This window comes from Devosia subaequoris, assembly GCF_014197055.1.
Taxonomy (GTDB): Bacteria; Pseudomonadota; Alphaproteobacteria; order Rhizobiales; family Devosiaceae; genus Devosia; species Devosia subaequoris.
On sequence record NZ_JACIEW010000003.1, the window covers coordinates 286,340 to 301,018 of the forward strand.

Below are 14,679 nucleotides of genomic sequence, written 5' to 3' on the forward strand. Positions count from 1 at the left end.
CGGATGGCCCTGCCTCTAGCCCGCGCCATCGATACGAACAAGGAAGAAATATGGTCAAGGTCATCGCCTCGTCGCTACGCAAAGGCAATGTCGTCGAGCAGGACGGCAATCTGCACGTCGTGCTGACGGCGGAAAACGTCCACCCCGGCAAGGGTAATTCGATCACCAACGTGAACATGCGCCGCATCACTGACGGCGTGAAGGTCGTTGGCCGTTGGCGTACCGTGGAGATGGTCGAAAAGGCCGACGTGGACGATCGCGAATACGACTATCTTTATTCCGATGGCGAGGGCCACCATTTCATGGAGCCCCAGACTTATGAGCAGATCACCGTCTCCGACGACGTGATCGGCGACCAGAAGGCCTATCTCACCGATGGCATGAAGGTGCATCTAATGACCCATGAGGGCATCGCGCTGTCCATGGAACTGCCCCAGCGCCTGACTTTCGAGATCGTCGAGACCGAGCCTGTGGTAAAGGGGCAGACCGCCTCCTCCTCCTACAAGCCCGCCGTCCTCAGCAACGGCCTGCGCGTCATGGTCCCGCCCCATATCGGCACCGGCACCCGCATCGTCATCCTCACCGAAGACAATTCCTACGTCGAACGCGCCAAGGACTGATCGCCGGCGTCGACTTTCTGACCCCGGAGAGCAACGCTGCTGCGCAAATACGAAACGGGTCCTTGCGGACCCGTTTTCAGTTCTCGTCCAGATCACGCTCGGCTTCGGTCCAGAACAATTCCGCCTGGTCCGGCGGAGCGCCGCCGGCAAGCCACCGATCATAGGCAAACTGCCGCACAAGCGCTTCCTTGGCACGGAGCCAATAGGCCATTGCCTGACCCTCGGGCCGACCATCCTGCTCCCACATGAAGTAGGCAGTCTGTCTGAGCTGCTCGGCGATGGCAGAATTCTTGTGCATGAACCGCCCCCCGTTGCAGCGGATCAGGCGGCAGCCTTGAGGTTGACCGCCGATTTGGCCAGCTTGGTCAACTTCTCGTCGGTGGCTTCTTCTTCCTTCAGGGTTTCAAGGAACAGGTCCAGCGCTTCGGTGTGGCCGAGCTGCTTTGCCCAGGTGGCCAAAGTGCCATAACGGGCGATTTCGTAGTGCTCAACAGCCTGCGCCGCCGAAACCAGACCAGCGTCGAGCGCCTGAGTGCCCTTGAACTCGTCCATGATCTCCTTGGCCTCCTCGATAATGCCGAGAATGGCGTCACAGGTCTTGCCGCGCGGCGACTTACCAAGCAGCTCGAACACCTTTTCGAGGCGCTCGACATGCACTTCCGTTTCGGACTTGTGCTGTTCAAAACCCGCCTTGAGGTCTTCCGAGGTGGCCGCCTTGGCCATTTTCGGCAGAGCCTTCAGAATTTGCCGCTCGGCGTAATAGATGTCCTTGAGAGTATCGAGGAAAAGATCGTCCAGTTGCTTCTCAGCCATTGTCTTCAGCTCCGGTTCGGATTGGAATGATGACGCTGGCTCTGGAACGATGGCGCTGAACCGAAGTTCCGGCACCGCCCGATCACATCTGAATTGCGCTACACCCCGAAGCGCTCGGACAACCACGTCATCTGCTGGCGGTCCTGGAACGGCCCACCGCCCTCGTGGTTGTTGAATTCATAGTCGACAATGGTCTTGTCTGTGCCCGAAAAGGCCTTGAACGCCCCATAGACGGTTGAGGGCGGGCAGATATCGTCCATCAGTGCCACGGAAAACAGCGCCGCCGCCCGGCTCTGCCGTGCGAAATTGACACCGTCGAAATACCGCAGCGTTTCGAATACATCGTCCTTCTTGTCCCGATGTTGCGCCAGGAATCTCACGATCTCACCATAGGGGTCGCGCCCGGCCACGCGTACGGCCCTGGGGAAATCGCAGAGAAACGGAACATCAGGCATCACCGCCTTGACCCTGGCGTCGATCCCTGCCACCGCCAGCGCAATGCCGCCGCCCTGCGAACCACCGCAGACCGCGACGCGGTCGGGATCAACAAAGTCCTGCCCGATCAACGCATCGATGGCGCGCACGCCATCGGTAAACAACCGGCGGTAATAATAGTCATCCCGATTGAGGATTCCCTTGGTCATGACCCCGGGGATCTGGCTGGTCGACCCGATCGGGTCCGGCGTCGCGCCAGTGCTCCAGCCCGAACCCTGCCCGCGTGTGTCCATGCGGAAATAGGCAAAGCCCGATGCCGCCCAATGCAAGAGCTCATGCGGAAAGCCTCGTCCTCCGCCATAGCCGACATATTGTGCCAGCAGCGGAAGCCGGCCTTCGCGTTGTTTCGGCAACACCAGCCACCCCTTGACCGGATGCCCGCCAAAACCGGGAAAAGTGACGTCGAACACCTCGATCAGCTTGAGCGTGGTCTGAGCCGGTGCGATCTCCACGGCCCCGCCAGCCTGCCGCGCCTCTGTCAGCGTCGAGCCCCAGAACGCGGCGAAATCGCCCGGCAGATCCACTGCGCTTTCGTAAAGATCAAGGGCTGGATGGACGAGGTCGGGAAAGGGCATGATGTTTCCAAGAGGCTGAAGATAACCCCGGCAATCTGCCCCCTATGCGCCGAACTATCCAGTCCTCAGAGGTCGATACGCAGTCCTTATTGTGCTCGGAACAGGCTGCGGTGATAGCCGACCATGGCCCGCTGCGGCCAGAGCGATATGTTATCGGGCAACACCATATTGCGCCCATGCGCATCACTTGCTTCCACCGGCTCGGAGACGATTTCAGGATGTGAAGTATAGGCGCAATAGGCGTCGCTAATCAGCAGATGGCCCTTGCTCAGCAGTCCAGCCACTACTGTGTCCACAACAACGGCATTGTCCGGGGCCATACGGCCACCATGTTCCAGGGGTTGAAACAGGAACACCTCAAGATGTTCGTCGGCTTCGTCTGCTGCGTAACTCTTCCCGGTCACGGCACAGCGCCGGTTATAAGTTTCCAGCATGAGCTGCCGGAATGACACAGCATCATCCAGCGCAAAGCCGCGCTGGATGCCCTCGGCAAACCCTACAGAACGGTCTCGATCGGCCACCGGAATTCCCCCATCAGGGAAAACACTATGACTTTTTGACCATGAGACAATGGCCAATCTGCCGTTGGTCAGACTGTTATCGATGACAGACTCTACCGCCCAACCGTTTCGCGATAATGCCTAAGGACTTTTCCGGCATCGACGCCTGTGCAGACGGTCTGAACTGGCCGATTTGCCCAATCCGGATGCCCACCCTTACGAGATTCAGGCATCTGAATCGTCTGGCCAACCGCCACCCCTTCACGCACCACGAGAACCGGCCCCCGGCGGGTTTCGAACCACTCCGGATGAAGGGCATAGGTCACCGCCAGGAGGTCATGTCCGACCACGCCGGAAAGTCCCATCATTTCCTTGTAGAAGCGGGCATAGTGCTCGCACATCTGGGCCAGGAGGGTGCCGTTCTCGCCCACCTCGCGTGACAAGGACTCAAGATAGGCGGTGTCCAGAATAATGTCGTGGGTCACGTCGAGCCCAACCACCACAACGGGCCAGTCCGCCGCAAAAATCTCGTCTGCGGCGACCGGATCGCCATGAATATTGGCTTCCGCCGCCGGCGTGATATTGCCGCTCCGGCCCTGATAGCCAAATGCGCCGCCCATGATGACCACCTGCTTGGCCAGCTTGGCCACCTCGGGCTCGGCGCGCAGCGCCAGGGCCAGATTGGTCATGCGGCCGACTGCGATGATGCTGATTTCGCCCGGATGGGCTTTGAGCATATCGATGATGAACTGGCTGGCTTCACCGGACGCCAACCCGTTTTCGTCCACCGGCGGAATTTCAATCTCGCCCAGCCCGTTGACGCCATGAACGATCACCGGCTCGGCCTTTTCGACCCCATCGAGCGTCTTGCCTGCCCCCTGCACCACCGGCGCAGACAACCCGAACCGCTCCTTGAGAAACAGGGCGTTACGTGTGGTTGTGGCCAGGTCGGCATTGCCAACCACAGTGGTGATGCCCAGCAGGTCGATCTCCGGCAGCTTGCTCAGGTAAAGCAGCGCCATGGCATCGTCGATGCCGGGATCGGTATCAAAAATAACTTTCATCGTCTCGTTCGCTTTCGTGCCGGCCCCTTTGGATCCGGAATTCGGGATAGGCTATATCCCTTGTTATTCTTATGTATCGACCGTGCTCTAACATGAAGCGGGTTGACTATCGATAGTTTTTGACCAAACGATCAAAAATCGATTGTCGCAGGCGGGAGGAACGACCATGCGTTTTGGGTACAAGGCTTCAGCCGAACAGTTTGGACCCAACGACCTGCTTCGTTTTTCGATAGAGGCCGAGCAGGCCGGTTTTGACTCCGTCTTCGTCTCCGACCATTTCCAGCCCTGGAAACACACCGATGGGCACGCCCCCTTTGCGCCGGGCTGGATGTCCGCCGTGCTGGCCCGTACCGAAAAAATCACGCTGGGCACCTCCGTCCTCACCCCAACCTTTCGTCTGCATCCCAGCGTGGTCGCCCATGCCTTTGGCACAATGGGCGCCATGTTTCCTGGCCGCGTCATCCTTGGCGTAGGCACTGGCGAAGGGCTCAACGAGGTGCCCGCCACCGGAATGGTGTGGCCCGAGCTCAAGGAGCGCTCGGCCCGGCTGCGCGAGGCGGTTAGGCTGATCCGTCAGCTCTGGTCAGAGGACCGGGTGAGCTTCGAAGGCGAATACTACAAGACCGTCAATGCCACCATCTATGACAAGCCGGCTGAGCCGGTGCCGATCTATATCGCCGCCGGCGGCCCGCTCAACGCGAAATATGCCGGCCGCGCCGGCGACGGCTTCATCTGCACCTCCGGCAAGGGTGCTGAACTTTATGTCGACCAGCTCCTGCCCAATGTTGCCGCCGGGCGGGCCCAAAGCGTCCTCAAGGACAAGCCATTCGAGCGCATGATCGAGGTCAAGGTCTCATTCGACACCGACGCCCAACGCGCCCTTGAGGACACCCGCAACTGGGCCGCCCTGTCGCTTTCCGCCGAAGAAAAGCATTCGGTCAAGGATTCAGAAGAGATGGAGCGGCTGGCCGACGCGCTCCCCATCGAACGTGTCGCCAAGCGCTGGATCGTTTCCTCCGACCCCGATGAGCACGTCGCGCAGATAAAGACCTATATCGACTACGGCTTCGACCATCTGGTGTTCCACGCCCCGGGCACCGACCAGAGCCGCTTCCTCGGGCTCTATGCGAAAGAAATTCTGCCAAGGCTTCGAAAGTTGGTCGGATGACCCCACGCCTGTCTCTCTGGGGCATCACCGGCATCCCCGAAATCTCTCCTAACGATGACCTCGTTGCGCTGATCGCCGAGGCGATCACGACACAGTCCAACGCCGACCCGGATTTGGCACTGCAATCGGGCGATATCCTCGTCGTCACCTCAAAGATCGTCTCCAAGGCTGAAGGCATGCAGGTGCCCGCGGCCGAACGCGAACAGGCGATTGCCGCGGACACGGTGCGCGTGGTGGCCGAGCGCGTACATCCCGGTGGCACGTTCCGCATTGTCGAAACCCGACAGGGCCTGGTCATGGCCGCCGCCGGCATCGACATGTCCAATGTCCCCGAAGGCACTGCCCTGCGCCTCCCCGCCGATCCGGACGCGTCGGCCCGCGCTCTCTGCACGGGCTTGCGCGAGAGGCTCGGCGTGGACATCGGCATCATCGTCACCGACACCATTGGCCGCGCCTGGCGTATTGGCCAGACCGACATGGCCATCGGCGCCGCCGGTGTGCAACTGACAGACGATCTGCGCGGTGCCAATGATGCCAATGGGCGGCCGCTGCATGTCACCCAGGCGGTCATTGTCGACGAGATCGCCGGCGCCGCCGATCTGGTCAAGGGCAAGACGACCGGAATTCCCGTTGCCGTGGTGCGCGGACTGGACCGTTACGTTACCGATCTCGACGCGCCCGGCGCCCGTACCCTGAGCCGCACGGGTGATGACGACATGTTCCGCTTCGGGTCTGCAGAGGCATATCGCCTTGGCTATGAAGCGGCCATGGCGGAAATGAACTCACGCAAAAAGCAGAAGCAGGACTGACCATGCGTCACCTCGGCCGTCTTTCGTTCATCTTGCCCCTCCTGGCCCTCCCCGCCCAGGCTGCCGCCTATCCCCTGACCGTGGACAATTGCGGCCATACGATCACCTTCAACCAGGCACCTGAACGGGTCGTCACCATCAAGTCCACGACAACCGAAATGCTGCTTTCGCTTGGCCTTGGCGACCACATTGTCGGCGTCGGCTTCCAGGATGGCCCCCTGCCGCCGCATCTGGCACTGGCCGGCGCGGGCCTGCCAGTCCTCTCCGACAAATTGCCCAGTCAGGAAGTCGTACTCGAGGTCGAACCCGATCTCATCTATGGCGGTTGGGAGAGCAATTTCGCCGCCGACGGCGCCGGTGAGCGCTCGACACTCGCAACATTCGGTGTCGCCACCTATGTCGCCCCTGCCGCCTGTCGTTCGACCAAACCGGCCAAGCTGACATTCGACCATCTCCTTGACCAGATCGATGAATTGGGCGCCATTTTCGACGCAGGCGACGCGGCCGCTCGCCTCGTGGCCGACCAGAAGGCGGCCCTCAATGCCATCACGCCCGACCCACGCGGCCTGACCGCACTGTGGTATTCTTCCGGCACCAAGACCCCCTATGTGGGCGCTGGCAGCAACGCCCCGGCCATGATCATGGAGGCCCTTGGCCTGCAGAACATCTATGCCGAAATCGATGAAGGCTGGACCTCGGCTTCCTGGGAAGCCATCGTCGACGCCAATCCCGATGTAATCATTCTGGTCGACGCCGCCTGGAATTCAGCCGAGCAGAAGCGGACACTGCTGGCCGAAAATCCAATCACCAGCCAGCTCGACGCGGTCATCAACCAGCGTTACCTGATCATTCCGTTTCCAGCCTCCGAGGCCGGCATCCGCAACGTCCCCGCGACCGCTGATTTGGCCGCGCAACTGGCCAAGCTGACCTTTGGGGAATGACGATCACGCATCGTCTCTCCCTGCCGGCCCTTACCGTCCTCCTTGTCGTCAGCGCTATCGCTGCGGTCACCTTCGGGCCGGCTGACATCACGCCGGGCGAGGTCTGGTCGGTCATCGCGCATCATCTAGGCCTTTTCCCAGAAAGTCCGGTTTCGCGACTGCGCGATGCGATCGTCTGGGAACTGCGCTTACCGCGCGTGTTGACCGCTCTCGGGGTCGGCGCCGGCCTGGCGGTCTCCGGCGCCGTGATGCAGGCGTTGACCCGAAATCCGCTCGCCGATCCCTATCTCTTGGGCCTGTCCTCCGGAGCAGCATTGGGGGCCGTGCTTTTCCTGCTGCTAGGCTTCACCCTCCTTATGCCGCTCGGTGCCTTTCTCGGCAGTCTGGGCGCGCTGGCGCTTGCCCTGCTCATCGCCCAACTCCTGGGAGGCGCCACCCCAAGCCGGGCCATCCTCGCCGGTATCAGCATTGCGGCCCTGGCCTCGGCCGCCACCTCCTTTCTTATCTTCTGGTCAGCGACGGGCGATAGCTATCGCGATATCCTGAGCTGGTTGATGGGCTCGCTCTCGGGCTCGATATGGTCAGATGCGGCCATGGTCTATCTTGCGCTGGTCGTGTGTCTGCCGATCATTCTGGTCAGTAGCCGGGCACTTGACGCCTTCGCCTTTGGTGATACAGCCGCCGCCAGTCTGGGGATCGATGTGCCTCGCCTGCGCTGGACCTTGCTGGGGGCGACGGCGCTGCTGACCGGCATCATGGTGGCAATTGGCGGCGCCATTGGCTTTGTCGGTTTGGTTGTGCCGCATGCCGTGCGCTTGGCGGTCGGCTCGGCGCACCGCAAACTGCTGCCCCATGCAATGCTGGCCGGTGCCATCTTCATGCTCTGGACCGACACGGCCGCGCGTACCCTGTTCGATCCGCGCGAATTGCCCGTCGGCATCATCACCGCCCTGATCGGCGCACCGGTTTTCCTGGCCGTTCTCCTGCGCTATCGGAGGATCACATGACCCTCTCGGTTACCGGGCTGTCGGTCGCAAAATCCGGCACGCCAATCCTGACTGATGTGAGCTTCTCGGCTCCGGCAGGCCGCATTACCGGGCTGATCGGGCCCAACGGCGCCGGCAAATCCACCCTACTGGCCGCCCTGCTCGGCCTCTTGCAGACCGAGGGCAGCGTTCGCTTCGAGGGCCACGACCTGCCCAACCTGCGCCGGCGCGATCGGGCACAGCTCCTGGCCTTTGTCGAACAGTCCGCTGCCACCGAGGAGCGCCTGAGCGTGCGCGATGTCGTCGCTCTGGGCCGCATCCCCTTCGAGGCGGCATGGCAATCCGAACCCAGTCCAAACGATCAGGCCATCATCGCCCAGGCACTGGCGGACACCGGCACCACAGGTTTTTCCGCCAGACGGTTCACCACCCTGTCCGGCGGCGAACAACAGCGCGTGCATGTTGCGCGAGCGCTAGCCCAGCAGCCGCGCCTGCTGCTGCTCGACGAGCCGACCAGCCATCTCGACATTCGCTCTCAACTTCAGCTTCTCACACTGCTTCGGCAAAAAGCCGAAGCGGGAATGAGCATATTCGTGGCCCTGCACGATCTCAATCTGGCGGCCCGCTTCTGCGACCACTTGGTCGTGCTGGCAAATGGCCGAACGACTGCCGAGGGGGCACCTACCGATGTCCTAACCCCCGAACTGCTGCGTACGGTCTACGGCGTCGCCGCCAGGCTGGTCCCCGACAGCGCCAATGGCCATCCCTTGATCGTCCTTGACGAAGCGATTGCGGAAGACCACTGGCAATTAACCGATTGACAATCGTGCCTCAGCCACTCAAAAATTTGATCGACTGGTCAAATTTCCAGATCAACGGGAGCGCAGAGGGACACAATGGAATTCGGCATCACCTTCAAGGGCTTTATCGAGCATGAGCGGGCCCGCTATCTGGTTCGCGCCGCCGAGTATGCCGGCTTCTCCTATTGTTGGTTCTACGACAGCCACATTCTCTGGCGCGATTGCTACGCCGCCATTGCCATGTGCATGGAACACACCACTGACATGCGTTTCGGTCCGCTGGTCACCAATCCCGATGTGCGCGACTGGTCGGTTGCCGCTTCGATCTTCGGCTCGCTTTCCAAGCAATCCGGCGGGCGCTTCGATCTCGCCGTGGGCCGTGGCGACTCATCCATGCGCGTCATGGGTAAAAAGCCTGCGACCCTCAAGCGCGTCGCCGAGTTCATCGACAAGACCAAAGCCATGGTGCGCGGCGAGGAAGTCACCTATGGCGAAATTCCTGCGGCGGTGAAATTTCCCTGGGCAGTCGGCCACGACATGCCGAGCTGGATCGCCGCCTACGGCCCGCTGGCCTTGAAAACCGCGGGTCAGCACGCCGAGGGTGTCGTGTTGCAGATTGCCGATCCGGGGCTTTGCAAATGGTTCACCGACCAATGCATCGATGCTGGCAAGGAAGCCGGCAAGGACATGTCCGGCTTCCGCTCCATGGCTGCCGCGCCGGCCTATTTCGGCGACAAGAAACGCGCCATCGAGCATGTGAAGTGGTTTCCGGCCATGGTCGGCAATCATGTGGCCGATATTGTCGAGAAATACGGCGCCGATAGCGATAAGGTGCCGTCAAGCCTGACCAGCTATATCGAAAAGCGCCGTGGCTATGACTATTCCAAGCATGGCCAGGCCGATAATCCCTATCTCGATTTCATCACTGATGACGTGGTGGAGAGCTTCTGCGTGCTCGGCGAACCCGAGGATCACATCAAGAAGCTGCATGAACTGGAGGCGGCGGGTGTCACCCAGTTCAACATCTATCTCGACAGCGGCGATGAGGAGGAGATCATCGCCAATTACGGAAGGCACGTCATTCCCGCCTTCCGCTGAACTCTTGAAGGGCGCGCCGCACGGTGCGCCCTTTTTGTTTTGGCATCAACGCCTTGTCGCGACCTGGGAAGCGCGAACAATTGGGGAATGATGCCGCGACCACTTCCACAAACCTTCCTGTGACGGCTAGATGACACAAGGGAGGCGACGACCAGCAAACAAGGAAACGGGGAACGAAAATGGGAACTCTCAATCGCCGCACTCTGATCGCGGCACTCGGGCTGACCACCGCGCTCAGCCTCACCGGCGCCTCCTTGGCGCAGGACATGCCCAAGGTTGCCGCTATTTGGACCGTACCGGTCGAACAGCAATGGGCAAGCCGCCTGCATAATGCGCTGGTCGCCGCCGAAGAGGCCGGCGAGATCGACTATGTCTATTCGGAAAACATCACCAATACCGACTACGAGCGCGTCATGCGCGAATATGCCGAACAGGGCATCGCCTTGATGGTCGGCGAGGCTTTCGGTGTCGAGCAGCCTGCCCGTACCGTGGCCGCAGACTATCCCGAGATCAGCTTCCTCATGGGGTCGTCCCTGCCGCCGGTGGAACCGAACTTCGCTACCTTCGACAATTTCATCCACGAGCCCAGCTATCTCACCGGCATCATTGCCGGCATGAAGACCGAAACCGACCAGATCGGCATGGTGGGCGGATATGCCATTCCTGAAGTGAACCGACTGATGCACGCCTTCATGGCCGGCGCACTCTCGGTCAATCCGGACGTGACTTTCTCGGTCAGCTTCATCAACTCCTGGTATGATCCCCCCAAGGCCAAGGAAACCGCCTTCGCCATGGTCGATGCTGGTGCCGACATTCTTTATGCCGAGCGCTTTGGCGTTTCCGACGCCGCCAAGGAGCGTGGCATCTTCGCTATCGGCAATGTCATCGACACCGCTGCCGACTATCCAGGCACCATTCTCGCCTCTGCCCTCTGGCATGGCGAACCGATGATCAATCAAGCTATCGCCGATGTGAAGGCCGGCACCTTCGAGGCCAAGGACTATGGCGTCTATGCCTTCATGGAATATGGCGGGTCGTCCATGGTGGTCGATGAGGAACTGGCCGGCGCCGAAGCTGTGGAAGCGGCAAAGGCCGTCGAAGCCTCCATTCTCGATGGCTCATTCGTGGTCGAAATCAACGACAGTGAACCGACCTCGACGCAGTAAGCGGGGCACCCCCACCCGTCCTCCCCCTGAAACAGGGGGGAGGATAGGAGGTAAACGAAGCAGGACACTATGACCGAACCCAATCTCCTGCTCTCGCTAACCAACATCACCAAGCGGTTCGGCGCCCTTGTCGCCAACGACGACATTTCTCTCGACCTTCGCGAGGGCGAAATCCTTGCCCTTTTGGGAGAGAACGGCGCCGGCAAGACCACGCTGATGAACATCCTGTTCGGTCACTACGTGCAGGACGATGGCATCGTCCGCGTCCGGACCGACGCCGAAGGCATGACCACCCTGCCTCCCGGCTCGCCGGGCGCAGCCCTGGCAGCTGGTGTCGGCATGGTACATCAGCACTTCACTCTGGCCGAAAACCTTTCTGGATTGGACAATATTCGCCTTGGCACCGAGGCACTTCTCTCCTTTGGTCAACGCGCCACGGCGCGTGCAAGGATTGAGAAAATCATCGCCGTGAGCGGGCTGGAGGTCGACATCGACCGCCGCGTTGCCGATCTCACGGTGGGCGAGAAGCAGCGCGTCGAAATCCTCAAGGCACTCTATCGCGATGCCCGCGTCCTCATTCTGGACGAACCCACAGCCGTACTGACGCCCCAGGAGGCGGAGGGACTGTTCGCCGTGCTGCGGCGGCTGGCGGCCAATGGCCTTGGGGTCATCTTTATTTCGCACAAGCTGGGCGAGGTGCTGGCCGTCTCGCACCGCATCATGGTGCTGCGTGCGGGCAGGAAAGCCGGTGAGTTGACCACCGCCGAGGCCGACCGTCGTGCCATCGCCGATCTCATGGTCGGCAAGGCCTTGGCCGAAGTAACGCGCACGCCCGGCAGTATTGGCAAGGCATTGCTCGAATTCGACAACGTCTGCCTGGGCAAGCCATCAACCCGCACCGCCCTTCGTCAGGTCAGCTTCAAACTGCGGGCCGGAGAGATCGTCGGTCTTGCGGGCATTTCAGGCAATGGCCAGACCACCATTGCCGCGCTGCTCTCCGGTCTCGCCGTGCCCGACCGCGGCACACTACGTCTTTATGGTCAGCCCATGACCATGACCAGTCCACGCCGGCTCGTGGAAGCTGGCGTTGCCCGCATGCCTGAGGATCGCCAGCATGATGGCGTCGTCGGCACCATGAGCGTGGCCGAGAACATCGCTATCGAGGAAGTGCGCTCCCCCGAGTTGTCACGCCTCGGCTTTCTAGATCGGAACGCCATGCGGGCCCGCGCCGAGAGCGCCATTGCGGCCTATGATGTGCGTTGTCCTGGACCGGACGCTGAGGCGCGGCTTCTCTCGGGTGGCAATGTGCAAAAGCTCATTCTCGCTCGCGTACTCGAACGCGAACCCCGCATCATTCTGGCCAACCAGCCCACGCGCGGACTCGACATTGGCGCACAGGCCGAAGTGCATCGCCGCATTATTGCTGCGCGCGATCGGGGCGCCGCGGTCCTGGTGATTTCCGAAGATCTCGACGAGCTCTTCGCCCTGGCTGACCGGTTCCTCGTAGTCCATGCAGGAGAGGTGGCTGAGGCCGGTCCAGCCGATACCCTCGACCGCGCCACCATCGGCCTGATGATGGCCGGTCAGTCCCGCACCACGGAGCCCCTTGCCCAATGAGCCTCCGCCTCGATCCCCGTGAACACGCGCCTCTGCCATTGCGCCTGCTGGTCTCGCTGCTCGCCGGTCTGGTTGCGCTGCTGCTGGTGGCCATTCCAGTCATGGCGGCGGGCGCCAATCCCCTCGACGCCTATGTGCTCATGGCGCAGGGGGCATTCGGTTCAATGTTCGCCCTGTCCGAAACCCTTAATCGCGCCACCCCTCTCATCCTCACCGGCCTCGCCGCCGCCGTGGCCTTTCGCGCCCGGCTATGGAACATCGGCGCCGAGGGTCAACTCTATATGGGTGCCCTTGCAGCCGTGCTGGTTGGCTCGGGATTTCTACAGCTTCCGGGCCCGCTCGCCATCCCCGCCATCATGCTGGCCGGTTTTCTCGCCGGTGGTCTGATGATGGTGATCCCGGCCATGCTCAAGCTGCGCTTCGGCGCCGATGAGGTGGTCATCACCCTGCTGCTCAATTTCGTGGTCATCCTCTTCATTCAGATGCTGATCGAAGGCCCGCTCAAGGACCCGCTGGCCATGGGCTGGCCGCAATCGGTCCCGCTCGTCGCAGAGGCCAGATTCGACAAGCTGATCCCGCGACTGCGCATGCATTGGGGGCTGGTCATTGGCCTTGTAGCCGCGCTCATCCTCTGGCTCATGGTCAAGCGCACCGTGCTCGGCTTCGAAATCAAGGCGGTCGGTGAGAACAAGGCTGCTGCCCGCTTTGCCGGCATTCCGGTTGACGCCACCATGCTCAAGGTTGCCCTGATTTCGGGCGGCTTGGCGGGTCTGGCCGGCGTTGGCGAGGTGGCCGGGGTGAAAGGCTATCTCTCGGCCGATCTCTCGCCCGGTTTCGGCTATTCGGGCATTGTCGTGGCCATGCTCGCCGGCCTTTCGCCCATTGGCAGTGTCCTTGCAGCCATATTCATTGCCGCCGTGTTCGTGGGCGCGGACTCGATGAGCCGGGCCACCGGCATTTCCAACTATCTGGCCGATCTGGTGGTGGCATTGTCCCTGCTCTGCGTGTTGGTCGGCAGTTTCTTCCTGCGCTTTCGGCTGCGCTGGCAATCCCGGCAGGAGGTCTGAGCCATGGATACCCTTCTTGATATCTTCAGCTCCGCCAATTTTTGGGCCGCCGCCATTCGCATCGCCACTCCGCTGATTTTCGGCGTGCTGGGCGCCCTGCTCTGCGAACGCGCCGGTGTGCTCAATCTGGGTATCGAAGGCATCTTCGTTGCCGGGGCCATGGCCGGCTGGCTCGCCGTCTATCTTGGTGCGGGCCTCTGGGGCGGCGTGCTGATCGCCGCGCTAGCGGGCGCCATGTTCGGTCTGCTGCATGCCTTTCTCACAGTCATTCTCGGTCTCTCCCAACATGTCTCGGGCATCGGCATTACCTTGCTGGCCACAAGCGCAAGCTATTTCACCTACCGCACCACCCTGCCCGATGTGTCCTCCCCGCCACGCATCATCCCGTACCAGCCCATCGCCGTCCCCGGACTGTCAGACTTGCCCTTTCTCGGCCCGGCCCTGTTCCAGCAAACCTTGTTCACCTGGCTGGCCCTGGCCCTGGTGGCACTCGTCGCCTTTGTGCTCTATCGCACGCCGCTGGGGCTCGCCATTCGCGCTGTTGGCGACAATCCTGCCTCGGTCGAAGCACAGGGGCTTTCAGTCCGCGGCCTGCGGATCGGCGCGGTGGTGATCGGTTCAGCCCTCATGGCGCTGGGCGGCGCCTTCCTCACCATGTCGGCCTTCGACGCTTTCTTCTTCGGCATGGTCAATGGCCGCGGTTGGATCTGCATCGCATTGGTGGTCTTTGCCTCCTGGCAACCCGGCAAGGCGCTGCTTGGCGCCCTGCTGTTTGGCGCCTTTGACGCCTTCCAGATTCGTCTCCAGGCCGAGATCGGCCAAGTCGTGCCCGGCCAGGTCTTCCTGATGATGCCCTATCTGCTCTCCATCCTGGCCCTGGTATTGGTCGCTCGCAAAGCCGACTATCCAAGAGCCCTGCTTCAGCCCTGGACCAAGGGGCAGCGCCACTAACCGCGGGAC

The 14,679-nt window shown here is 61.6% G+C and carries 16 protein-coding genes; 11 read left to right on the top strand and 5 right to left on the bottom strand.

From position 1 onward, the window contains the following. Positions 1-50: 50 nt before the first annotated feature. A complete protein-coding gene (gene efp / locus GGR20_RS08160; protein WP_183310756.1) occupies positions 51-620 on the top strand; it encodes an elongation factor P in 570 nt (189 codons plus the stop codon). Between the two features lie 76 nt (positions 621-696). On the opposite strand, the gene GGR20_RS08165 is transcribed toward efp, so the two are convergent. The 5 genes from GGR20_RS08165 to GGR20_RS08185 form a co-directional block, all read right to left on the bottom strand. Further along, positions 697-918, bottom strand: coding sequence for a DUF2934 domain-containing protein (locus GGR20_RS08165; protein WP_183310757.1), 222 nt, complete (start codon positions 916-918; stop codon positions 697-699). 23 nt (positions 919-941) lie between these two features. Then, complete coding sequence (locus GGR20_RS08170) at positions 942-1,433, bottom strand: YciE/YciF ferroxidase family protein (RefSeq protein ID WP_183310758.1); 492 nt, start codon at positions 1,431-1,433, stop codon at positions 942-944. Between the two features lie 98 nt (positions 1,434-1,531). Further along, positions 1,532-2,503: an acetylxylan esterase gene (locus tag GGR20_RS08175; protein ID WP_183310759.1), complete on the bottom strand. Its 972-nt coding sequence runs from the start codon at positions 2,501-2,503 to the stop codon at positions 1,532-1,534. An 86-nt stretch (positions 2,504-2,589) separates the two neighbouring features. After that, a complete protein-coding gene (locus tag GGR20_RS08180) occupies positions 2,590-3,024 on the bottom strand; it encodes a hypothetical protein (RefSeq protein WP_183310760.1) in 435 nt (144 codons plus the stop codon). Between the two features lie 92 nt (positions 3,025-3,116). Beyond that, complete coding sequence (locus tag GGR20_RS08185; RefSeq protein ID WP_183310761.1) at positions 3,117-4,067, bottom strand: nucleoside hydrolase; 951 nt, start codon at positions 4,065-4,067, stop codon at positions 3,117-3,119. Positions 4,068-4,233: 166 nt separating this feature from the next. Between GGR20_RS08185 and fgd the strand changes: the two genes are divergently transcribed. The 10 genes from fgd to GGR20_RS08235 all read left to right on the top strand — a co-directional run bounded on the left by fgd (position 4,234) and on the right by GGR20_RS08235 (position 14,670). Continuing rightward, entirely contained in the window at positions 4,234-5,235 is a 1,002-nt protein-coding gene (gene fgd, locus GGR20_RS08190; protein WP_183310762.1) for a glucose-6-phosphate dehydrogenase (coenzyme-F420), read from the top strand. Next, entirely contained in the window at positions 5,232-6,044 is an 813-nt protein-coding gene (gene cofE / locus GGR20_RS08195) for a coenzyme F420-0:L-glutamate ligase (protein WP_183310763.1), read from the top strand. The genes fgd and cofE overlap by 4 nt, the downstream gene beginning before the upstream one ends. Before the next feature lie 2 nt (positions 6,045-6,046). Next, positions 6,047-6,985 carry a putative F420-0 ABC transporter substrate-binding protein gene (locus tag GGR20_RS08200; protein WP_183310764.1) on the top strand — a complete coding sequence of 313 codons (939 nt, stop codon included), beginning with the start codon at positions 6,047-6,049 and terminating at the stop codon, positions 6,983-6,985. Next, positions 6,982-7,992: a putative F420-0 ABC transporter permease subunit gene (locus tag GGR20_RS08205; protein ID WP_183310765.1), complete on the top strand. Its 1,011-nt coding sequence runs from the start codon at positions 6,982-6,984 to the stop codon at positions 7,990-7,992. The genes GGR20_RS08200 and GGR20_RS08205 overlap by 4 nt, the downstream gene beginning before the upstream one ends. Then, entirely contained in the window at positions 7,989-8,792 is an 804-nt protein-coding gene (locus GGR20_RS08210; protein ID WP_183310766.1) for a heme ABC transporter ATP-binding protein, read from the top strand. Before GGR20_RS08205 ends, GGR20_RS08210 begins: the two co-directional genes overlap by 4 nt. A 75-nt stretch (positions 8,793-8,867) precedes the next feature. Next, positions 8,868-9,869 (top strand): TIGR03842 family LLM class F420-dependent oxidoreductase, encoded by a 1,002-nt coding sequence (locus GGR20_RS08215; RefSeq protein WP_183310767.1) that lies wholly within the window; start codon positions 8,868-8,870, stop codon positions 9,867-9,869. A gap of 179 nt (positions 9,870-10,048) precedes the next feature. After that, positions 10,049-11,035 carry a BMP family protein gene (locus tag GGR20_RS08220; protein ID WP_183310768.1) on the top strand — a complete coding sequence of 329 codons (987 nt, stop codon included), beginning with the start codon at positions 10,049-10,051 and terminating at the stop codon, positions 11,033-11,035. Positions 11,036-11,104: 69 nt separating this feature from the next. Beyond that, positions 11,105-12,652, top strand: a complete 1,548-nt coding sequence (locus tag GGR20_RS08225; RefSeq protein WP_183310769.1) for an ABC transporter ATP-binding protein — start codon at positions 11,105-11,107, stop codon at positions 12,650-12,652. Next, positions 12,649-13,719, top strand: coding sequence for an ABC transporter permease (locus tag GGR20_RS08230; protein WP_183310770.1), 1,071 nt, complete (start codon positions 12,649-12,651; stop codon positions 13,717-13,719). Before GGR20_RS08225 ends, GGR20_RS08230 begins: the two co-directional genes overlap by 4 nt. Before the next feature lie 3 nt (positions 13,720-13,722). Then, complete coding sequence (locus GGR20_RS08235; RefSeq protein ID WP_183310771.1) at positions 13,723-14,670, top strand: ABC transporter permease; 948 nt, start codon at positions 13,723-13,725, stop codon at positions 14,668-14,670. The last annotated feature ends 9 nt before the right edge of the window (positions 14,671-14,679 follow it).

Excerpts from the sequence above, each read along its gene's own strand:
- GGR20_RS08235 (WP_183310771.1), top strand. The coding sequence starts at position 13,723 with ATGGATACCCTTCTTGATATCTTCAGCTCCGCCAATTTTTGGGCCGCC.
- GGR20_RS08230 (WP_183310770.1), top strand. The coding sequence starts at position 12,649 with ATGAGCCTCCGCCTCGATCCCCGTGAACACGCGCCTCTGCCATTGCGC.
- efp (WP_183310756.1), top strand. The coding sequence starts at position 51 with ATGGTCAAGGTCATCGCCTCGTCGCTACGCAAAGGCAATGTCGTCGAG.
- GGR20_RS08170 (WP_183310758.1), bottom strand. The coding sequence starts at position 1,433 with ATGGCTGAGAAGCAACTGGACGATCTTTTCCTCGATACTCTCAAGGAC.
- GGR20_RS08185 (WP_183310761.1), bottom strand. The coding sequence starts at position 4,067 with ATGAAAGTTATTTTTGATACCGATCCCGGCATCGACGATGCCATGGCG.
- GGR20_RS08200 (WP_183310764.1), top strand. The coding sequence starts at position 6,047 with ATGCGTCACCTCGGCCGTCTTTCGTTCATCTTGCCCCTCCTGGCCCTC.
- GGR20_RS08210 (WP_183310766.1), top strand. The coding sequence starts at position 7,989 with ATGACCCTCTCGGTTACCGGGCTGTCGGTCGCAAAATCCGGCACGCCA.
- fgd (WP_183310762.1), top strand. The coding sequence starts at position 4,234 with ATGCGTTTTGGGTACAAGGCTTCAGCCGAACAGTTTGGACCCAACGAC.
- GGR20_RS08165 (WP_183310757.1), bottom strand. The coding sequence starts at position 918 with ATGCACAAGAATTCTGCCATCGCCGAGCAGCTCAGACAGACTGCCTAC.
- GGR20_RS08220 (WP_183310768.1), top strand. The coding sequence starts at position 10,049 with ATGGGAACTCTCAATCGCCGCACTCTGATCGCGGCACTCGGGCTGACC.
- GGR20_RS08225 (WP_183310769.1), top strand. The coding sequence starts at position 11,105 with ATGACCGAACCCAATCTCCTGCTCTCGCTAACCAACATCACCAAGCGG.
- cofE (WP_183310763.1), top strand. The coding sequence starts at position 5,232 with ATGACCCCACGCCTGTCTCTCTGGGGCATCACCGGCATCCCCGAAATC.
- GGR20_RS08175 (WP_183310759.1), bottom strand. The coding sequence starts at position 2,503 with ATGCCCTTTCCCGACCTCGTCCATCCAGCCCTTGATCTTTACGAAAGC.
- GGR20_RS08205 (WP_183310765.1), top strand. The coding sequence starts at position 6,982 with ATGACGATCACGCATCGTCTCTCCCTGCCGGCCCTTACCGTCCTCCTT.
- GGR20_RS08215 (WP_183310767.1), top strand. The coding sequence starts at position 8,868 with ATGGAATTCGGCATCACCTTCAAGGGCTTTATCGAGCATGAGCGGGCC.